We start from the raw sequence: 21,759 nt of genomic DNA, 5'->3' as shown, positions 1-21,759 counted from the left end.
ATTATAAAGATGGAACGGATGGTGTCCACACTCTTTTATGTTCTACTTCTTCCGCACGACTCTCTACTTCTTCCGTTTCTAAATCGAAAATCTTCGCAAATAACGCTAATTTTTCGCTCGCTCCCTCTTCAGCAGCTATTTCTTTCGCTACTAAAATTGGGTCTTTTAATAATTGATTAATAATACTTTTCGTATGCTTACTAATGACTTTTTTCTCACGATCACTAAGGTTTGGTATTTTTCGTTCAAGACTTTCCATCGTTTCGCTTTGGATTACAAGTGCCTTATCACGAAGAGCTGCTATTAACGGAACAACACCAAGTGTACTTAACCACGTTTTAAATAGAACAATTTCCTCTTCAATCATAAATTGAATTTTCTCTGCTTCTTTCAAACGCTCAGCACGATTTGCTTCCACTACTCCTTGCAGATCATCAATGTCATATAAGAAAGAACCTTCTAACTCATCAATCGCTGGATCAATATCACGTGGTACTGCAATATCAACCATAAATAAAGGACGACCAGAGCGCATTTTCTCTACCTTTGTCATCATCTCTTTCGTAATGACATACTCTGATGCACCAGTTGAACTAATTAAAATATCTGCTTCTAATAATGCACATTGTAGTTCGCTTAACGATTTTGCATGTCCCATATATTTCTCAGCCATTACTTCTGCTTTCGAAAGCGTCCTATTCATAACTGTTACTTTACGAGCACCACTTCCATATAAGTTTTGCAATGCAAGTTCGCCCATTTTACCAGCACCAAGAATAAGCACGTGACAATCCGTTAACTCGCCAAATATTTTCTTTCCAAGCTCAACAGCAGCATAACTAACAGACATCGCACTTTCACCAATTGTTGTTTCTGAGTGGGCACGTTTTGCTAATGTAATGACTTGCTTAAACAATTCATTAAAAATTGTGCCTGTTGCTTTAACTTGTTGTGCTTCTAAAAAGCTATCTTTTATTTGGCCTAAAATCTGTGTTTCTCCAACTACCATAGAATCTAAACCGCACGTTACGCGGAATAAATGGTCTATTGCACCATCTTGTTCAAAAATAGTTAAATATGGTGCGACTTCTTCTATTTCAAGCTGAAACCAATCAGCTAAAAATTTCTTAATATAATACCGTCCCGTGTGTAATTGATCGACAACAGCATAAATCTCAGTGCGATTACAAGTTGATACAATGACATTCTCTAACACGCTCTTTTGATTTTGTAATGTAGTCATCGCTCGCTCTAGCTCTGCTGCCTGAAATGTGAGTTTCTCACGAAATTCTACAGGGGCTGTTCGATAATTTACACTAACAACAAGAATATGCACGCAGCATGTCCCCCTTCACCCGTTTTATCACTTTATCTACTATCATAATACAACTTTCCTCTTATGAATCTGACAATCGTGTGAACAACCGATTATTTTTTAATTATTCTCCGTATGTAATAAAGGAGATTCAGCAAACTAATAAAAAAAATCCTACTTTATAATGATTATAAATTAACAACTCTATTTGTACGTTACCAAAAAAAGTCCTCATAATCAAGTGATGGAAACTATTCCATATAAATTATAACATCATCTTTCCTATCTTCTTTCATCATGAAGGAAAATATGTATGATTGTTCCAAAATGTAGCAAACACTTTCTCAATACAATGTATTTGACATTTTATTTCTTTTTCGTTATATTGATTTTACAAAATTAAATTGTGCACAACTCAATCAGAAGGGAGTTATGTATGACAGAGGACTCTTTGCATCTAGATAACCAACTTTGTTTTTCTATTTACGCCTGTTCTAGAGAGGTTACTCGTTTTTATCGACCTTATTTAGAAGAAATGGGTATTACGTATCCCCAGTACATTACTTTACTCGTACTATGGGAGCAAGATGGACTAACAGTAAAAGAAATTGGAGAACGTCTATTTTTAGATTCCGGTACGTTAACACCTATGTTAAAACGAATGGAATCATTAACACTTGTAAAACGTGTTCGTTCCAAAGAAGACGAGCGAAAAGTTTGTATTGAATTAACAGAACAAGGCAAAAATTTAAAGGAAAAGGCTTGTTCATTACCGACAACAATGGCTACAAACTTAGGAATTACAGAACAAGAATATCGCTCTTTATTAATTCAACTAAATAAACTAATTGAAACAATGAAAACAATTAATGATGGAAAAGGGGAATAAATATGGATAAATTATATACTGCTTCAGTAACAGCAACAGGTGGAAGAAATGGGAAAGTAGTTTCAGATGATGGCATATTAAATCTTGATGTGAAAATGCCGAAAGCACTAGGTGGTGCAGGCGGAGAAGCAACAAATCCAGAACAACTATTTGCAGCTGGTTATGCAGCTTGTTTCGATAGTGCATTACAACTTGTCATTCGTACAAAACGTGTGAAAGTAGAAAGTACAGAAGTAACTGCTCACGTTTCTATCGGAAAAGATACAGACGGTGGTTTTGGCCTATCTGCCGTGCTTGATGTACATGTCGCTGGCGTTTCACATAGCGAAGCACAAGAACTTGTAGAAGCGGCTCACGGTGTATGTCCTTACTCTAAAGCAACACGAGGTAATATTGAAGTTACATTAAACGTACGTTAACAGCTTATATAAAGAAAAAAACGCGCGACATTCGTCACGCGTTTTTTGTTTTTGTCATTTTATGAATTGCCTTCCACGCTTCTTCTTTTCCAAGTCCTGTTTCAGAAGAGAATAGAACGATTTCATCGCCAATTTCAACAGCAAGCGTTTCTTTTACAACTTTTAAATGCTTTTGCCATTTCCCTTTCGGGATTTTATCAGCTTTCGTCGCAATAATAATTGTTGGGATTTCATAATGCTTTAAGAAATCATACATCATCACGTCATCACTTGTTGGTTGGTGACGTAAATCAACTACTAATACAGCTGCGTCTAATTGCTTACGCGTTGTAAAGTACGTTTCAATCATTTTCCCCCATGCCGCGCGCTCCGACTTAGACACTTTCGCATATCCATAACCTGGAACGTCAACAAAATGCATCATCTCATTGATTAAGAAAAAGTTCAGCGTTTGCGTTTTTCCTGGTTTAGAAGAAATACGCACTAACTTTTTACGATTTAAAATTTTATTAATAAAGGAAGACTTCCCGACATTTGAACGACCTGCTAATGCAATTTCTGGTAAATCACTGTCTGGATATTGTTCTGGTTTAACAGCACTAATTACAATATCTGCTTTTGTTACTTTCATTGTTTCACTCCTACTAATGCGTGCTCCAATACTTCATCTAAATGAGATGCAAGCACAAACGTAAGGTTTTCTTTTACGCTCTCTGGAATATCATCTAAATCTTTCTCGTTTTCTGCTGGCAAAATAATTTTTGTTAAGCCTGCGCGGTGAGCACTTAATGTTTTTTCTTTTAAGCCACCAATTGGTAATACACGACCACGAAGTGTAATTTCACCTGTCATACCTACTTCTTTACTTACAGGAATACCTGTTAGTGCAGAAATAAGTGCCGTTGCCATCGTAATACCTGCTGACGGTCCATCTTTCGGAACTGCTCCTTCTGGAACATGAATATGAATATCATTTTTCTCATGGAAATTCGGATCAATCTGAAGCTCTTCTGCACGAGAACGTATATAACTAAACGCAGCTTGTGCTGATTCTTTCATAACATCCCCAAGTTTCCCTGTTAAAATTAGTTTCCCTTTTCCTGGCGCTACAGAAACTTCAATTGCAAGTGTATCGCCGCCTGCTGCTGTGTAAGCTAGACCTGTTGCCATACCAACTTGGTCTGTTTTTTCAGCTTGCCCATAACGGAATATGTGTTTACCAAGTAAATCAACAATCTTTTTCTCTGTCACAACGATACGTTTACGTTCTGCTGTAACGATAATTTTCGCTACTTTACGGCAAACTTTTGCAATTTGGCGTTCTAGCGTACGAACACCAGCCTCACGTGTATAATAACGAATAATTTCAAGAAGTGCTTCATCGCGCACTTGTAAATTACCTTTTCGTAAGCCATGCTCTTTTAATTGTTTCGGCAGTAAATGCTCGCGAGCAATGTGTACTTTTTCAAGTTCTGTATAGCCAGCAATCGAAATGATTTCCATACGGTCAAGTAATGGACCTGGAATACTTGAAAGTGTATTAGCAGTTGCTACAAACATAACTTTCGATAGATCATATGGTTCTTCAATGTAATGATCACTGAAGTTATGGTTTTGTTCTGGATCTAATACTTCAAGTAATGCTGCTGATGGATCTCCACGGAAATCGTTAGACATTTTATCAATCTCATCTAATAAGAAGACTGGATTAACTGTTTTCGCCTTTTTCATACCTTGAATAATGCGTCCTGGCATTGCTCCAACATATGTACGGCGGTGACCACGAACTTCAGATTCATCACGCACACCACCAAGAGATACACGGACAAAGTTACGATTCAATGATGTTGCAATTGAACGTGCTAACGAAGTTTTTCCGACCCCAGGAGGGCCTACTAAACAAAGGATAGGTCCTTTTAATGAATTCGTTAACTTCTGTACAGCTAAATATTCAAGTACACGCTCTTTCACTTTTTCAAGACCGTAATGATCGTTATTTAAAATCTCTTCCGAATGAGCAAGATCAATTATATCTTCTGTTGCCTCTGTCCACGGAAGCGCTAATAACCAATCGATATAATTGCGAATAACACCACTCTCCGCAGAACTTGCTGGTAACTTTTCATAACGATCTAATTCTTTCTGCGCAGCCTTCATTGTTTCTTCAGGCATTCCTGACTGTTCAATTTTTTCACGAAGTTCTTCTACTTCTCCGCCCTTACCTTCTTTGTCGCCAAGTTCAGTTTGAATCGCCTTCATTTGCTCACGTAAGAAATATTCTTTTTGCGTGCGCTCCATTGAACGTTTCACTTGTTGCCCAATTTTCTTTTCTAGGCTAAGTAACTCTTGTTCATCTTGAATAATTGAAATAAGTGTATGTAATCGTTCTTTTACAGATACAATCTCTAGAATCTCTTGTTTCTGCTTCGTTTTAATCGGCAAGTGAGAAGCAATTAAATCAGCTAATCTCCCTGGTTCCTCTACATCAGCTACCGTTGCAAATGTTTCATTTGAAACTTTTTTCGAAACTTTAATATATTGTTCGAAATGCTCCAGTAACGTACGCATAAGAGCTTTCTCTTCTAAATCATCTTCTACTTCTTCAGTTACCGTTTTAATAGACACTTGTACTACATTTTCTTCTTCGATAAACTCTATTACTTCTGCTCTATGTAAACCTTCCACAAGGACACGAAGCGTACCGTTCGGCAATTTTAGCATTTGCTTTACTTTCGCCACTGTACCTACACTATATATGTCATCTTCTTTCGGATCATCGATATTCATTTCTTTTTGCATTGCTAAAAAGATGATATTTTCATCCATTGCCGCCTGCTCTAGTGCTTGTATCGATTTATCACGTCCTACATCAAGATGCAAAACCATCGTTGGATATACGAGAACGCCTCTTAATGGTAGGAGGGGCACGATTCTTTCGTTCGTATTCATACTAGACATAGCACCTCCATAATAAATTAAACTCCTGTTCAACTATTTTATATTACAATACACCTAGATGCAATTGCTGAGATTCCTCGCAATTGTAAATAGCTTGTTTTTCTATCTCACGAAAAGAAAAAAGACTCCGATTAAGCATACAAACTTAAACGAAGTCTGGCAAATTTTATTATTGTTTATTTTTACATAGATTGTGCATCTGTTTCGTCTACGTTAGTACGTACATCTAGCTCTCTATGCATATTTTCTTGCATAAACGTTAACTCAAATACTTCTTTTAACTTACGGACAGGAATAATTTCAATTCCCTTTATCGTATACAAAAATGGTTGCATATTTTCAGCAGGAATAATGACTTTCTTAGCTCCCGCTTTTTTCGCAGCTTTTATTTTTGCGTACACGCCACCAATAGGCTTTACTTCTCCGTGTATACTTATTTCACCTGTCATCGCTACTTCATTATTTACATATGTGCGATGCACCGCAGAATATACACCTGTTGCCATAGCGATTCCTGCAGAAGGTCCATCAATTGGGATACCACCTGGAAAATTAATATGTATATCGTATCCTTCTGGCAACACATCTAAAGAACGAAGTACTGTTAATACATTATCAACAGAGCCTTTTGCCATACTTTTACGGCGAATCGATTTCGTTTGACTACCAATACTTTCTTCTTCTACAATTCCGGTAACATTTACCGATCCTTTATCTTTCGCCGGAATTGCTGTTACTTCAATTTCTAATAACGCACCTGTATTTGGTCCGTATACAGCAAGACCATTTACAAGACCAATCCTTGGAATCGGATAAATGTGCTTTTCGTATTTCGGTGTAAGCTGACTTGAGTGAACAACCCACTCTATATCTTCATCTTTAATGAAAGAACGTTCTTCATTTATCGCCATACCAGCAGAGATTTGCACAAGATTAATCGCTTCTCGTCCATTTCTTGCATACATCCCAATCATTTCAATACCATTTTCACCTATTTGCATTTCTACTTTTTCCGCGGCATTTTTCGCTACTTTTTGAATTTCTTCCGTATCTAATTCACGGAAAAATACTTCTAAGCAACGTGACCGAATAGCAGGAGGAATTTCCTCTGGCGAACGTGTCGTTGCTCCAACTAAGCGAAAATCTGCCGGTAAGCCTTTTTGAAAAATATCATGTATATATGTTGGGATCATCGTATTTTCTTCACTATAGTACGCACTTTCTAAAAATACTTTTCGATCTTCTAACACCTTTAACATTTTGTTCATTTGAATCGGATGGAGTTCGCCAATCTCATCAATAAACAAAATACCACCATGCGCATCTGTTACAGCACCTTTTTTCGGTTGCGGAATACCTGCTTGCCCCATCGCCCCAGCACCTTGATAAATCGGATCATGCACCGAACCAATTAAAGGGTCTGCGATACCACGTTCATCAAACCGAGCTGTCGTCGCATCAAGTTCAATAAATGTTGCATTCGTACGAAATGGAGATTTAGGATTTCGTTTCGCTTCTTCTAATACAAGACGTGCTGCCGCTGTTTTCCCAACACCTGGCGGGCCATATATGATTACATGTTGCGGATTCGGACCACAAAGAGCCGCTTTTAACGACTTAATCCCGTCCTCTTGCCCTACAATATCTAAAAAGGATGTAGGACGCACCTTTTCTGCTAGCGGCTCTGTTAAAGAAATCTCACGCATTTTACGAAGCTGTTCTAATTCTTTTTTCGATTCTCGATCAATTGAAACTTTTTGTGTTCGTTGATTTCGAAGTAAATGCCAGAAATACAATCCGACAATTACACCAAAAACAAGTTGAACAACTAAAAATATATTTGTCCAGCTCATTATTTATTTCCTCCCGCAATATTTTATCTCTTAGTATTTCCGCGGAGGAACATAGCTAAACATAAAGAAAAACAGCAATTATAAAAATTGCTGTTTCCCTTTCGCATTATGCAGATGTTTTTGTATCAAGTACAGTACCGTCTTGTAACACCAATTTTGGCGGCTCATTATCAGCTACTGTTTCTTTTGTAAGAATACACTTCTCGATATCTTTACGAGATGGAAGTTCGAACATTACATCAAGCATTAAGCCTTCAATAATAGAACGAAGTCCACGAGCACCCGTTTTACGTTCAATTGCTTTTTTCGCAATTTCGATTAGTGCACCTTCTTCAAACTCTAACTCAACATCGTCAAGCTCCAATAGTTTTTGGAATTGCTTAACAAGTGCATTTTTCGGTTTCGTTAAAATATCAACAAGAGCATCTTCATCAAGTGGCTCTAGGTTCGCAATAACTGGAAGACGACCGATAAACTCTGGAATTAAACCAAATCTTAAAAGATCTTCTGGTAATACGTGAGATAAAACATGCTTCTCATTTACATCAGCATTTTTCTTCTCAGAACCAAATCCAATTACTTTTTCACCAAGACGACGTTTAATAATCGGCTCAATGCCATCAAACGCTCCACCACAAATGAATAAGATGTTCGTTGTATCAATTTGAATAAACTCTTGGTGCGGATGCTTACGACCACCTTGAGGTGGAACGCTTGCTACAGTACCTTCTAAAATTTTCAGAAGTGCCTGCTGCACACCTTCACCAGATACATCACGTGTAATTGATGGATTTTCGGACTTACGTGCCACTTTATCAATCTCATCAATATAAATGATTCCTTTTTCCGCTTTCTCTACATCATAATCAGCTGCTTGAATTAATTTTAGTAAGATATTTTCTACATCTTCCCCAACATATCCAGCTTCTGTTAAAGATGTTGCGTCCGCGATTGCAAATGGAACATTTAAAATACGCGCTAACGTTTGTGCCAGTAATGTTTTACCACTACCTGTTGGCCCGATAAGTGCGATATTACTCTTCGCTAATTCTACATCATCAATTTTGCTGTTAGAATTAATGCGTTTGTAATGGTTATATACCGCTACCGCTAGTGCTTTTTTCGCGCTATCTTGCCCGATGACATACTCATCTAAGATTTCACGAATTTCTACCGGTTTCGGTACATCTTTGAATTCTACTTCTTCGTCCTTCGCAAGCTCCTCTTGTACAATTTCAGTACAAAGTTCGATACACTCGTCACAAATGTAAACACCTGGACCTGCCACTAACTTTCGAACTTGCGTTTGTGTTTTACCACAGAAAGAACATTTTAATTGCCCTTTTTCATCATTAAATTTAAACATATTTTCACACCCCTTACAAAGTGCTAACCTCTTGCCTTCGTATGTACACGATAAATGTATCGTATGTAAATACATATTATGTCACTACGTGGCGAGAAATACAAATAATATGACTAGTTATGTACAAATAAAAAAATTTAAAACTTTTGAAATATGTATATTCGACTTGTAAAGGAACTTTTCCTTCTCCATCGAAAAGTTTTATAAATATATTTCTATATTTATAAAACAAGGCACGATTAAAATCGTGCCTTGTTATTTTATTATGCAGCGTTTTCTACTAAGAAGTCTACAGCTTTACGTACTTTAAGATCTTCAGCTAAAGCGTCTACGCTTCCAAGAGCTTGCTTGATAGCGTCTACTGGCATACCGTACATTTCAGCCATTTTTTCAACTTCTGCAGTTACTTCTTCTTCAGTAACTTCGATGTTTTCAGCTTCAATGATAGCTTCAAGAACAAGATTGATTCTTACACGTTTTTGTGCATCTTCTTTCATTTGCTCTTTTAATTTGTCAGCGTCAGTACCTGTGAATTGGTAGTAAAGCTCAAGGTTCATACCTTGTTGGCTTAAACGTTGCTCGAATTCACGAACCATACGATCTAACTCAGTGTTGATCATAGCTTCTGGAATTTCGATTTCAGCGTTAGCAGCAGCTAATTCTACTACTTCGTCACGTACTTTGTGCTCAGCTTCGTGCTTTTTGCCTTCTTCTAAGTTTGTGCGAAGTTTTGCTTTTAATTCATCAAGAGTTGCAACTTCTTCGTCAGCTTCTTTAGCGAACTCGTCGTTTAACTCAGGAAGTTCTTTTGTTTTGATTTCGTGAATTGTTACTTTGAATGTTGCTGGTTTGCCAGCTAATTCAGCAGCATGGTACTCTTCTGGGAATGATACTTCAACGTCTTTAGACTCACCAGATTTAAGACCGATTACTTGCTCTTCGAAACCTGGGATGAATGTACCAGAACCGATTGCTAGAGAGTAGTTTTCGCCTTTTCCGCCTTCAAATGCTTCGCCATCAACGAAACCTTCGAAGTCGATTACAGCTGTATCACCGTTTCCAACAGTTCCTTCTTCTTTAACAACTAGTTCAGCTTGACGCTCTTGTAAAGATTTTAATTCGTTCTCTACATCTTCGTCAGTTACAGTTGTTTCAACTTTTTCTACTGCTAAACCTTTGTACTCACCTAATTTAACTTCAGGTTTCACTGTAACTTTTGCAGTGAAGATAAGGTTAGTATTTTTTTCGAACTTCTCGATGTCGATTTCAGGATGATCAACTGGGAAGATACCAGCTTCTTCAATCGCTTCACCGTATGCTTTTGGTAAAATGATATCTAAAGCATCTTGGTATAAAGATTCAATACCAAAGCGTTGTTCGAATAATGGACGAGGCATTTTTCCTTTACGGAAACCTGGTACGTTAATTGTTTTTACTACTTTTTTGAACGCAGCGTCGATAGAGTTGTTTACTTCTTTAGCATCAACTTCGATTGTTAAAACGCCAACGTTACCTTCTAATTTTTCCCATTTTGTAGACATTTATTCTTTCCCTCCAACTATAATAATGTATGCACATACCTCTATAGATTAAGATCTTCATTATCTCTTTTTTGAAATAACAAATACACAAATAATCCTCTAGCAAAAGCTTTCAGATATAATGTTCCAATCTACTAATTGCCCAGAAGACAACTACGGTATATTTTGTTCGAGAATAATATGAAACATATTAAGTAAGAGAATTACACTTCTCTTCTCTTACAAACAGGCAGATTTCTGCCTTTTGCAACCCTTACATTATAACATAGAATATGCTCGTTTCAAGAACTGAACGATTCTTTTTCATAATTATACGGGCAAATATCCTTCTCTTTCAACACGTAATAACCATTGATAGGCAATATGAAACTCTTCCAATTCGATATTATATGCTGCCATAAGCTCTTCTTCATCTATAGCCAATCCGAAACGCTTTCTTCCAATTCTCTCTAAAACAGCTGACCAAATCTCTTCTTTATCCATTAATAGAGCGAATGGGAAAATGCTAATTTGCAACTCTTTCCAATATGTAACCATTGCTTCAAATATATCGGGATAATTTTGCTCTAATCGGCTTGATAATTTATGTATAATGTTATTGGATTGCTCCTCATTATGACCTGTAAATGCTGGAATCACCTTAATCGTATTTCCAAACTTTTCTACCTCTATTTCTTCTTCTACCTGACTTTCTATCATTTTATACAAAATAGAAGTTTTCAAATAGGGGTGCTGCTCTTCGTCTATTAAAAATTTCTTTAAAACAGGTAATGCAAGATCTAAGTCTTTTAACGAAAGTCGCTGAATCGCTCTTAGCTTCTGTCCAAAGTTTTCTCCAAAAATTTCATTAGTAAACTCTTCCAATTCAAAATTTGAATCCACTAGCGATGCGTCTCCCTCATTTAGCATACCTTCTGCAAATAAAGCAAGCTGCGCTAATTTTTCCTTTTGATCAGGCATTATATCTTTCGTTTGTAAAACCTTTTCAACAGTTTCAATAACACCTTCATAATCATTTGTTTGAACTAAAATAGTTACGTACGTTTCAAGAATATCACCAAATAAGACAACTCCTGTTTTAAGCAACTGTTCACATTTGTCTTTCGCTTCTTCCATACGTTTTAATTCGAGTAAACAAATAACTGAAGCTAATTCCGTTTGTTCCGTTTCCGCATTATACTGACGTAATATTTCAAAGCAACGCAATGCATCTTCGAATTCCCGCTCTTTCAGCGCTAAAAAACCTTCATCAATATAGCGCTCTGATAGTTGCGGAAACAATACGACCGTATTTTCTTTTTTATCCATACGTCCGCCTCTTTTTCTTGATTTTAATTATGTTCAAAGTAAATATATCAAATGCGTAATGAGAACACAACATCCCTAAATCATTTGTTTGAAATATGAAAATATTTAATTTTTACATTCCAATACGAATAAATTTCTATTAAAAATTAAAATTGTACAAATAAAAATCCCCAGCAACAAGCGCAGAGGATTCATCATTAATGGAAAGCTTTTATAATTGTGGGGTATATTACAAGGGTAATAATTTGGAGAACAATAATTGCCATAACAATCATGCTAAAATAGAAGATTGGTTTACTTCGCTTCATTAAAAACATAATAATAAGCATCGTACAAGCAAACAAACTTAAGAAGAACAAACTTGTTGTCGAACTAAGTATACCACTTGGGACAAAGAACAATAACACTACACTACAAGTACCTATAATTCCAAATAACCATTCCATTCATTCACTCATTCCCTTTCCCTCTCATAGCTGTTTTCTCTAAGCGATCAAATGTTTCACAACATCAACTACATACGTTAATTTCTCATACGCTACAAATCCAAAAGCAACCGTTAAGCCCGTTACAACTAATCCTTTCATCATTTCTTCCTCCTCGTTTTATCGTTGTTATCTTCATTATAAAAGATTAGCAGTTTCTTACCATCGAACTACCTTACAGTTACCTTACAGAATTGTAAGATTTCAAAAAGAGATTTAAAAACACCTCATATCGCTTGAGGTGCTTTCACGGAATTCCTCTATAATCACTTGTAAAATTAACTTTTTTCTCTTAGTTATTTTTCGGCGAATCGATTCTTAAACTAATAGATTTACTAAATAATTTAGGATCAAAATAATTATTCATTACTTTTCTTAACTTACCTTCAGATATTTTCGTATTACAAGAAAACAAAGGATGAAAATCATGTTAATATATTTTTGTACAATTAAGAATTTAATTTACAAGGGGGATTATATATGTTTAAAAAAATGGCGGCAGATGTATTAGGACTAAGCGATGTAGGTTCTGTCATTACACCTAAAGACTATGATAAGGTCGATGCTGATGATTATGTGATGCATGAAGATGGGGAGAAAATTTATTTTCTAATTAAATCGAAATCAGATGAATATTGCTTTACAAACAAAGGGTTAATTCACTTAGACGGTACAAGCGCAACAAGCAAAAAACGTACACTGCGCCGCTATAGCTATAGTAAATATCAAATTAAAAACGTAGCACTTGAAACTGCAGGAACGATTGATTTAGATGTAGAAATTAAGTTTCAAATGGGCGATGAGTATTACTCAATTGATGTTCATAAAAAACATATTCAAGAATTAAAAGATTTATATAAAGCTTTACTTAAAATCGAAGAAATTTCATACGACAACGACATTACATTACAATATGCACATAAAAGTTTAGATATGGCATCTAATGCTTTTAGCCGTATTTCAAATGCACAAGTAAACTTAGCAGAACAATTTAAAGAGATTAACGAGATCGCCTTTAACTGGCTTGTTGATACGAAGAAACAATATAATGTGAAAGATTATGGTTTTGTATTTGAGAAGTTTATTAATAACTAAACAAAAAACCTTGTTATCAACAAGATAACAAGGTTTTCTTACCGTCCCAGGAGAGGTTCGAACTCCCGCTCCGCCCATTTCCGTACTATTTTATATATTTTGATCGCAGTCTTAATATATCTTCTCCTTCGCGAATGCCTGCTGATCCCTTCCTCACATTTTTTACAACAGTCCAATTCGGGTTAGTTTCATCACCGATGTTCTGTACTGTAAAGTTGCCGTCACCATATTTCCGTTGACCTTCTGCCAATTTCTCCGTTAAATTATTCTCGTTTGATCTCGCCATCTTTGCGCCATCTCCCTTTTTATACAACCTTCTTAAACTGTCCAATCAATCACACGTCCAGTCAATTGGAGATCCTCGCTTTCCACTTCGGTTAATTGTAACACACCGTCGGAGATAAGTTCCGATAACTGCTGTTCAATCGTACTAGAATGGTAAAAACTTTTATAACATTGTAAGTGAACAATTAGGAGAATCTGGCTGTTGATTTGAGTTCCACCATAAGCCTATTGATTCTTTAAATTAAATATGAGGAACAGGGCGCATAAAGTGAAACTTTAATCAGCCCTCACCAATCGGGCTGCCCGCTAATGCGGGATAAACAGCGCTCTTTTTATTTAAGAAAAAGAAGTACATATGCAACTGCTTAATATCGAAAGAAAGGTCGCAGATATTAAGAATGAACTACACTTATAACCCAAACATCAATTTTTAGACAAACAAAAAACCTTGTTATCAAAAGATAACAAGGTTTTGTTAGCGTCCCAGGAGAGATTCGAACTCCCGACCGTACGCTTAGAAGGCGTATGCTCTATCCGGCTGAGCTACTGGGACATGGAGCGGGTGAAGAGAATCGAACTCTCGACCAGAGCTTGGAAGGCTCTTGTTTTACCACTAAACTACACCCGCATATGTTATTTTATTTTCTCTTCGTTAGCGCCGTTGCCCTATCGACAATATTTATTATATGTATAACCACACATAAAGTCAACACCTTTTTTAAAAGAGGATAATTTGTCTTATCCTCTTTTAAAAACTGCTTGTTCAACTAGCTGTCCGTCTAGTGTTTCAAAACGAACTTCCATTTGATTTTCATCCATTTCTAATAAAGCAAATGTCTTCTCTACACGCTGACGTGGTAATAAAATACTGCCTGGATTAATAAATAAAACGCCGTCGATTAATTCCGCACCTAATACGTGAGAATGTCCGAAGCATGCAACTTGCGCTCCCACTTCTTCAGCATGGTACGCTAGCGTTTGTAATGTCATTTTCACATTATGACGATGTCCATGCGCAACTAAGAAGCGAATTCCATCTACATCAGTTACAATTTCATCTTGAAAGTTAGTATAATCACAGTTTCCTTTTACAACATGGAAACCTTGCAGTTCTTCATGAGCAGGCGTTAGCTCTGAATCACCGCAATGAATCATGATGTCTACTTCCCCTTCATATTTCTCTTTCAACTGCTGTAATTCCTTCACAGAGCTATGACTATCGCTTACGATTAAAGCTTTCATCATTCTCTCTCCCTTATTCTCCTAAAAACCATTCCGGAATTTTTTCTTCTAACTTACGAAGAGCGCGGCCACGGTGGCTAATAGCATTTTTCTCATCTGAACTTAATTCCGCCATTGCTTTTTTGTATTCTTCCACATAAAAGATCGGATCGTATCCAAAACCATTTTCTCCTCGGCGTTGTTCTAAAATAAATCCTTCACATGTCCCATTTACAATGACAGGCTTTTTATCACCTTCAGGGAAAGCAACTGCTAATGCACAATAGAAACGCGCTTTACGCTTTTCAAAGTCCACACCATTTAATTCTTGTAACACTTTATCGATATTTGCTTGATCATTTTTCGGTTCACCAGCAAAACGCGCTGAATACACTCCTGGTTTTCCATTTAAAGCATCTACAATAAGACCCGAATCATCCGCAATTACGATAGAATTCAACTGTCTACTCAAACTATCCGCTTTTAAGATCGCATTTTCTTCAAATGTTTCACCAGTTTCTTCGACTTCTTCAATATGAGGAAAATCGTGTAATGATTTCACTTCTAAATCAAATCGCTCAAATAACTCAGCAAACTCACGTACTTTTCCCATATTTTTTGTCGCTACAACAACTTGTTTCATACTTTCCACCTCTACTCTATATGAGATACGATGTTACCTAAAGCTTCTTTTTGCATATCAATCAGTTGGAAAATGCCTTTTTCCGCAGCATCAAGTAGTTCATTTAACTGCGCTCTACTAAACGTCGCTTCTTCTCCAGTTCCTTGCACTTCAACAAATTGGCCTTTTCCAGTCATAATTACGTTCATATCAACGTCTGCTTTAGAATCTTCTGCATAGTTTAAATCTAAAACAACACCTTGCTCTTCAACAATTCCTACTGACGTTGCTGCTAAATAATCTTTTACTGGAATTTTAGATACTTTTTCTGCTTGTAATAATTTCTCGAAAGCTAATACCATCGCTACATATGCACCTGTAATAGACGCTGTTCTCGTTCCACCATCTGCTTGGATAACATCACAGTCAATCCAAACTGTTCTCTCGCCAAGCGCTTCTAAATCAACTACCGCACGTAATGCTCGTCCAATTAGACGTTGAATTTCCATTGTACGTCCTGTTACTTTCCCTTTGCTTGACTCCCTAATTGTACGTTGTTCTGTTGCACGCGGAATCATCGCGTATTCAGCTGTTACCCATCCTTTTCCTTCTCCACGCATAAACGGTGGTACACGCTCTTCAATTGTTGCTGAGCAAATCACCTTTGTATCCCCAACTTCAATTAATACAGATCCCTCTGGATGTTTTAAATAATTCGTATGAATATGTATATGGCGTAATTCTGTTTTCTCTCTACCATCTACTCGCATAAAAATAACCTCCTCTTAATTACTACTCGTTAGTATAGCCAAATTTAAATGTATGATATGTATACAATAAAAGAAGGAGAACCCAAAAAGCAATTCTCCTTTCTTACTTAAGTATATCAAATTATTCAAGATTAAAAACTACCTGTATTCACGTTTTCTGGACGATCTACAGGTTTTATTAACTTTCCGCCCTTTTCATCTATAAGATTTGCTTTTCCATTCACTTCAATAGAAACATTTTTCACACCTTTCTTTTCTGTTAAAGATAAAACTAACGACTTCAATACGTAATTTGAAATCATATTTTTATCTGGGTTTACAAATATATTTTCATTAAAGTTTAATGTAAGATTTCCGTCTTGTAATTTCGGATTCGTAATAAGCTTAACGCCTGGATTAAAATCATTCAGGAGCGATTGATGAATCGGACCTTTTACAAGTTCATCTATAATTGCTGCATAATCATTTTCTTTTCCTTCCGCAACGCGGCGTGTGACTGGTACGTAGTATTGCTGTTTATTATTATTTTGCGCCATGAAATATAGTGTGACTGGTTTTGTATTCGTTACATCTGCTACTTGTTCATCATCGAAGTTAATACCATTTGCACGGCTCACTCCTTCACCAAGCGGTGTACCAGCAACCGGCATCTTCGCCAATTTCTCACCATTTATTTGGAACTGCACTTGTTTTATCTCTGTAAATTGCGTCAACGTCCACGCTATAGATTCAATGATTTGACGCTCTTCTTCTTTCGCATAGTTTTTCATTTCTTTAGAGAAATCAATAACTGCCGTCCCGTCCTTTTTCAAATCTAAAGTCATCGTTGTATTCGCCGGAATGACTGCACGAAACCCATTCGGTAATAAATTCGTTACCGGTCCATCTTTCACAAGGTATTCTAACGTTTGCTTCACAGTCTCATTTGCTTTCGGAGTAGGTATAGCTAACGTTTGTGGTACAACATAACCATTTTTATCAACAAGGTATAGTTCTCTATTTACCATTTGCCCTTGCTTATCTTTTTTAGCTACTTCTTTCTTCCCACCCTCTGTATACGTAACTTGTTTTGGCGGATCAATTTGTTCAGTTGCTTTCTCCTGATTTATAAAGCCACACCCTGTTAGTAAAACAGCGCTCACAGTAGCACCAACAACCCATTTAAAAGTGGATTTAGGCATGCCATTCCCCCCTAAAATCTAAGTTTGTACTATTATGTATACGAGCCGTTTCACATTTTAGAACAAGCTGTGCCTCTTATAAAGTGAAACTTTAATCAGTGGAGGTTCTAACTGCCCAGCAAATAGCAAGATAAAACAAAAAAACTCCTGATTTCTCAGGAGCTCACTTATATGAATTCTACTATTATTCTTTTTCTAAATGAATATGCTTCACATTTTCAATCGGTTGACCGAACCATTTTGATGCAATTTCTTTAAACAAGCCTATTTTTCCTGTTGTTAAGAAGAGATGATCGCTTTGTTCTTCTCCTTCATTCAACATTTTACTATGATATAAGATTGTACTTACTTCACGTGCTGTTTCATCACCAGAACTAATTAGTTGTACTTTATCTCCCATTACTTTTTTAATAACAGGTCCTAAAATTGGATAGTGTGTACACCCTAATATAAGTGTATCAATATCGGTACTTTTCAGTGGTTGCAGCGTTTCTCTTACAACTTCATACGCCATTTCACTTTCGAAATTCCCACTCTCTACAAGTTCAACGAAAGGTGGACAAGCTAAACTTTCTACCATAACACGGTTATTAATAGACTTTAACGCCTCTTCGTATGCACCACTTTTCACAGTTCCAATCGTTCCAATAATCCCAACATGATACGTGTTTGTCACTTTTAAAGCTGTACGTGATCCTGGGTGAATAACTCCCACTACTGGAATTGGTAATTGTTTTTGCATCTCTTCTAATACAACCGCAGTTGCTGTATTACACGCAATAACTAACATTTTGATATTTAAATCTAGTAAATGCTCCGTCATTTCCCACGTAAATTGACGCACTTCTTCTCGAGAACGCGGACCATAAGGACAACGTGCTGTATCTCCTAAATATATGATACGTTCTTTCGGCAACTGACGAATTAATTCCTTCGCTACTGTTAAACCGCCAACTCCTGAATCGATAACACCGATTGCTCTATTCAACTTCATCACCCGTTTTCTCATTCATCATCTTTTATGTTTATCATTATATTTTACACACTTTAAGTTCGCTCACTTCAAATGCTTCTGTATGAAAATTTTCATTTGCCCATGTATAGACTAGGACCTTTTTTATTTTGCTCCTTTTTTTCATAATTTGCAAGATAGAAAAATAACCGACCTTCTATAAGAAAGTCGGTTTCTTCTATATAAAGTGCATATTCATTGCTCCATCTTTTTTTGAAAAGAAGACATTCCCATTAATAAGACGAAATGAACAGAAATTAAAATGACGATCAAAATAAAATTCAATCGATAACTATTTGTAGATTCCATAATTTTGCTCGCTACAGCTGGTCCGAATGCCATACCGAAAAAGTTAATTAAATTATATAAACCAAGGCCAACTCCAACTTTAGCTGGATTTAATGTTTTCGGAATAAATGTGTTTAATGATACTTGAATTGCCAAATAACTCATAAATGTTAAAATAACCGCAAATAAAATAAAGAGTAAGTTCCCGTCTGGAATAATCCCTAAAATTAAAAAGCCAATGATCATAACTACAGACGCTACATACATCATCCTCACATTCCCAAACGCAGGAATAATCTTTCCGGTAATAAAACTAGATACAATACCAAAGAGAGATGCAACAAACAATACAATTCCAATAACGAACGGAGACAATCCGTGCCCTCTTCCTAACAGTAATGGTAATAATAATAAACTAGCACATAACCCACATTAATGATAAATCCGACCGCTATTAAACGCAGTAATGGTTTATTTGTAAACAACTCAATATCAATAAACGGCGACTCTGCTCTCTTCATATGAGCCTTGAATAAAAATAGGAAAGCAACAGATAACACAAAAAGCCAACTATTAATATTCACTCCTAATAAAACGGTCGTAATCAATACAAATAATAAAAATGCTCCAATGAAATCAAAGTGGAACACTTCATCGGTATGTTGCACCTCTTCTGGCATAAATTTTACGAGCAAGAAAATACCAACCATTGAAATAACCATAAATAAAAATAAATACGGCCACCCTAACGTATTTGTAATTGCCCCACCAACTAAAGGTCCAATACCAACCGCTAATGCAATAGAAGAACTAATCATTGCTAACGCACCCGGTTTTTTAGCTGGAGCAACTAATTTAGCCACCGCAATCATACTAAGCGCAATAAACGCTGCTCCTCCGCTCGCCTGCACTAGCCTTGCGAAAATGATAATCTCATAAGATTGATTCACAAACCCAACAATAGAACCAGCTACAAATATGATAATAGAAATAATTAATAGCCTTTTTACACTGTAACGATCAGCCAGTTTTCCATATATCATCGAACCGATACCGACGACTAAAGAATACCCTACTACAACCCAACTTACTTTCGATTGACTAATTGATAAATCATTAGCAATATCCTCTAGCGCTACATTAAATAACACAGCGTTCATCGGTCCTAACAAAACAATAAAACATAATGTAAAAACAAACCATTTCGAATGGTTACTTATATCTTTCCCCATGTGTAACACTCTCCTGATTGCAATTTTAAAACTGTCAAACTATAGATAAAAAAATGAAGTTATTTAAATGTTGTATCACCACTAAACAACTTCATTAAATGTATAAATGGTGCTAATTTATCGTGCAATAAATTGAATTCGAAACGAAACACGTATATTGTTCGATATTCATGGAACTATCATAGTTTCAGCATTACAGTTTGTCAACGAAAAACATACAAAGTAAACTAATTTAGTTTTTTTAGTTTACTTTGTTCAAAAGTTATTATACACTAATTTCGAAGCTGATATAAGGAGGACTGGCATGATTATTCAAATTTGCATTTTTTAACTTAATAAAATGAAACGAATACAGAACTTTTATATAGAAGAGACATTATAGGAGGATTATGATGAAGAAAAAAATGTTAGTTGTATTAACAAGCGTAGAAAAATACCCAAATTTAAATAGGGCTACCGGACTTTGGCTCGGTGAAGCTGTACATTTCGTAAAAAAAGTAGAAGAAGCGGGTTACGAAGTTGATTACGTCAGTCCACAAGGCGGTTATACACCAATTGATCCACATAGTTTAGCAATGGCGGAGAGCATCGATTGGGAATGGTACCAAAAGAAAGAGTTTATGAATCGCCTCGGTTCTACAATGAAACCAAGTGAAGTGAATCCAGAAGACTACGCTGTTATTTATTACGCAGGTGGTCACGGGGTTATTTGGGACTTCTCAGAAAATAAAGAACTTCAAAATATTAGCCGCAATATTTATGAAAACGGCGGTATTGTTTCTTCCGTTTGTCATGGAGCTGCTGGTTTATTTCATATTACATTAAGTAATGGGGATCGTTTAATTAGCGGTAAGAAGGTAACAGGCTTTTCAAATGAAGAAGAAAAATTAGCTGAATTAGATCAATTCGTTCCATTTTTAACAGAAGATGAACTCATTAAAAATGGAGGACTTTACGAAAAAGCTGCACAGCCTTGGGAAGCTTTTGCTCTAGAAGATAATCGTGTTATCACTGGTCAAAACCCAGCTTCAGGTGGTCCAGTAGCCGAATTAGTATTAAAACAGTTGCAAAAATAATATGTACTAAAAAAAGCAGATTTCCCTCTATTAAGGGAGATCTGCTTTTTTACGAAATCATTTGCAAAATAGCAATAACTTCTTTTTCAATTTCAGAATCATCAATTGCTTCTATATACTCTGGTTTAAAAAGTTGATACTTCTTTAATTGATAAAAATCAAGTATCGCTTTCTTTAAAGTAATATCGTACTGAATACAAAAAGAATGATCTATAATACGTCGTAACATCACATCATCTTGTACCATAAATAATTGTGCATTCATTTTATTAAAATAACCTTGTTCCATACCCGCTTCAAAAAACATTTGCAAATTATGATTACGATTTTGTTGTGCAGCGACTAATTGATCTGACAAATGCGGATATGCTTCTTTCAAATCTTGCAAAAAAACATCCGAAATATATGTCACACATTTTAAAGAGTGGATAAACGTCTTTTGGAAACGTTCTGCAAAAGACATGCTTTCATCTTGATTATCCACATCACCTTCGAGTAGATAATTCATGAAATCCTCTACTACCGCCTCAATAATTTCATCTTTCGAAGAAAAACGTTTATATAAAGTAGCTTTACTAATATCCATATATTTCGCAATTTCATCTATTTTCAATTGGCTAAAACTCGTCTTTCTAATAACGGGCTTTATTTTATTAATATAAGTATTTGCACATGCGACTTTTCTCATTTAAAAGAGCCTCCCCTTTTGTCCATACAAAATAGTATAGCAAATTCACGAATGATTATAAATGAAGTTATTATACTTATTACGCCTTTTTAGTTTATTACATTTTCATATACTATACATAAAAAACTATAATCCATTATCACCAACTGGACGGT

The 21,759-nt window shown here is 36.0% G+C and carries 19 protein-coding genes, 2 tRNA genes and 1 pseudogene; 4 read left to right on the top strand and 18 right to left on the bottom strand.

From position 1 onward, the window contains the following. Position 1: 1 nt before the first annotated feature. Positions 2-1,336, bottom strand: coding sequence for a glutamyl-tRNA reductase (hemA, locus tag MR170_RS07500; RefSeq protein ID WP_016080167.1), 1,335 nt, complete (start codon positions 1,334-1,336; stop codon positions 2-4). 415 nt (positions 1,337-1,751) lie between these two features. Between hemA and MR170_RS07495 the strand changes: the two genes are divergently transcribed. Continuing rightward, complete coding sequence (locus MR170_RS07495) at positions 1,752-2,204, top strand: MarR family winged helix-turn-helix transcriptional regulator (protein WP_016080166.1); 453 nt, start codon at positions 1,752-1,754, stop codon at positions 2,202-2,204. A 2-nt stretch (positions 2,205-2,206) separates the two neighbouring features. After that, positions 2,207-2,623 (top strand): organic hydroperoxide resistance protein, encoded by a 417-nt coding sequence (locus MR170_RS07490; protein WP_000359781.1) that lies wholly within the window; start codon positions 2,207-2,209, stop codon positions 2,621-2,623. A gap of 34 nt (positions 2,624-2,657) precedes the next feature. Here the strand turns inward: MR170_RS07490 and ysxC are convergent, their stop codons facing one another. The 7 genes from ysxC to MR170_RS07455 form a co-directional block, all read right to left on the bottom strand. Further along, positions 2,658-3,254, bottom strand: coding sequence for a ribosome biogenesis GTP-binding protein YsxC (gene ysxC / locus MR170_RS07485; protein ID WP_000869118.1), 597 nt, complete (start codon positions 3,252-3,254; stop codon positions 2,658-2,660). Continuing rightward, the gene (gene lon / locus MR170_RS07480) at positions 3,251-5,581 is read right to left on the bottom strand and encodes an endopeptidase La (RefSeq protein ID WP_242307849.1); all 2,331 of its coding nucleotides are present in this window, start codon (positions 5,579-5,581) and stop codon (positions 3,251-3,253) included. The genes ysxC and lon overlap by 4 nt, the downstream gene beginning before the upstream one ends. A gap of 182 nt (positions 5,582-5,763) precedes the next feature. Then, the gene (gene lonB / locus MR170_RS07475) at positions 5,764-7,434 is read right to left on the bottom strand and encodes an ATP-dependent protease LonB (protein WP_242307848.1); all 1,671 of its coding nucleotides are present in this window, start codon (positions 7,432-7,434) and stop codon (positions 5,764-5,766) included. Positions 7,435-7,540: 106 nt separating this feature from the next. Next, positions 7,541-8,800 carry an ATP-dependent protease ATP-binding subunit ClpX gene (clpX, locus tag MR170_RS07470; protein ID WP_000472289.1) on the bottom strand — a complete coding sequence of 420 codons (1,260 nt, stop codon included), beginning with the start codon at positions 8,798-8,800 and terminating at the stop codon, positions 7,541-7,543. Between the two features lie 263 nt (positions 8,801-9,063). Continuing rightward, positions 9,064-10,341: a trigger factor gene (gene tig, locus MR170_RS07465; protein ID WP_016080163.1), complete on the bottom strand. Its 1,278-nt coding sequence runs from the start codon at positions 10,339-10,341 to the stop codon at positions 9,064-9,066. Positions 10,342-10,650: 309 nt separating this feature from the next. Continuing rightward, complete coding sequence (locus MR170_RS07460) at positions 10,651-11,649, bottom strand: hypothetical protein (RefSeq protein WP_016080162.1); 999 nt, start codon at positions 11,647-11,649, stop codon at positions 10,651-10,653. 197 nt (positions 11,650-11,846) lie between these two features. Further along, positions 11,847-12,095 (bottom strand): hypothetical protein, encoded by a 249-nt coding sequence (locus MR170_RS07455; protein WP_001983650.1) that lies wholly within the window; start codon positions 12,093-12,095, stop codon positions 11,847-11,849. Between the two features lie 519 nt (positions 12,096-12,614). Here MR170_RS07455 and MR170_RS07450 point away from each other — a divergent pair. Next, positions 12,615-13,229 carry a PH domain-containing protein gene (locus MR170_RS07450; protein WP_242307847.1) on the top strand — a complete coding sequence of 205 codons (615 nt, stop codon included), beginning with the start codon at positions 12,615-12,617 and terminating at the stop codon, positions 13,227-13,229. An 85-nt stretch (positions 13,230-13,314) separates the two neighbouring features. Here the strand turns inward: MR170_RS07450 and MR170_RS07445 are convergent, their stop codons facing one another. The 9 genes and pseudogenes from MR170_RS07445 to MR170_RS07405 all read right to left on the bottom strand — a co-directional run bounded on the left by MR170_RS07445 (position 13,315) and on the right by MR170_RS07405 (position 19,840). Next, the gene (locus tag MR170_RS07445) at positions 13,315-13,515 is read right to left on the bottom strand and encodes a hypothetical protein (protein ID WP_016080160.1); all 201 of its coding nucleotides are present in this window, start codon (positions 13,513-13,515) and stop codon (positions 13,315-13,317) included. A gap of 478 nt (positions 13,516-13,993) precedes the next feature. Further along, positions 13,994-14,067, bottom strand: a tRNA-Arg gene (locus MR170_RS07440). 1 nt (position 14,068) lies between these two features. Further along, a tRNA-Gly gene (locus MR170_RS07435) sits at positions 14,069-14,142 on the bottom strand. Between the two features lie 110 nt (positions 14,143-14,252). Further along, positions 14,253-14,756 carry a metallophosphoesterase gene (locus MR170_RS07430; protein WP_029443375.1) on the bottom strand — a complete coding sequence of 168 codons (504 nt, stop codon included), beginning with the start codon at positions 14,754-14,756 and terminating at the stop codon, positions 14,253-14,255. Between the two features lie 13 nt (positions 14,757-14,769). After that, positions 14,770-15,378, bottom strand: coding sequence for an XTP/dITP diphosphatase (locus MR170_RS07425; RefSeq protein ID WP_000815949.1), 609 nt, complete (start codon positions 15,376-15,378; stop codon positions 14,770-14,772). Positions 15,379-15,389: 11 nt separating this feature from the next. After that, positions 15,390-16,127, bottom strand: coding sequence for a ribonuclease PH (gene rph, locus MR170_RS07420; RefSeq protein ID WP_016080158.1), 738 nt, complete (start codon positions 16,125-16,127; stop codon positions 15,390-15,392). A gap of 131 nt (positions 16,128-16,258) precedes the next feature. Further along, a complete protein-coding gene (gene gerM / locus MR170_RS07415) occupies positions 16,259-17,308 on the bottom strand; it encodes a spore germination protein GerM (RefSeq protein WP_001126744.1) in 1,050 nt (349 codons plus the stop codon). Positions 17,309-17,492: 184 nt separating this feature from the next. Further along, positions 17,493-18,302, bottom strand: a complete 810-nt coding sequence (racE, locus tag MR170_RS07410) for a glutamate racemase (protein ID WP_000774005.1) — start codon at positions 18,300-18,302, stop codon at positions 17,493-17,495. A 213-nt stretch (positions 18,303-18,515) separates the two neighbouring features. Continuing rightward, a pseudogene (locus MR170_RS07405) lies at positions 18,516-19,840 on the bottom strand (MFS transporter). Between the two features lie 392 nt (positions 19,841-20,232). On the opposite strand from MR170_RS07405, the gene MR170_RS07400 reads away from it, so the two are divergent. Further along, the gene (locus tag MR170_RS07400; protein ID WP_029443377.1) at positions 20,233-20,916 is read left to right on the top strand and encodes a type 1 glutamine amidotransferase domain-containing protein; all 684 of its coding nucleotides are present in this window, start codon (positions 20,233-20,235) and stop codon (positions 20,914-20,916) included. A 49-nt stretch (positions 20,917-20,965) separates the two neighbouring features. Here the strand turns inward: MR170_RS07400 and MR170_RS07395 are convergent, their stop codons facing one another. Beyond that, complete coding sequence (locus tag MR170_RS07395; protein WP_001233034.1) at positions 20,966-21,604, bottom strand: TetR/AcrR family transcriptional regulator; 639 nt, start codon at positions 21,602-21,604, stop codon at positions 20,966-20,968. Positions 21,605-21,759 lie beyond the last annotated feature (155 nt).

It is taken from the genome of Bacillus cereus group sp. BfR-BA-01524 (genome assembly GCF_022662595.1).
GTDB classification, from domain to species: Bacteria; Bacillota; Bacilli; order Bacillales; family Bacillaceae_G; genus Bacillus_A; species Bacillus_A thuringiensis_S.
This window is presented reverse-complemented; position numbering and strand designations above follow the sequence as displayed.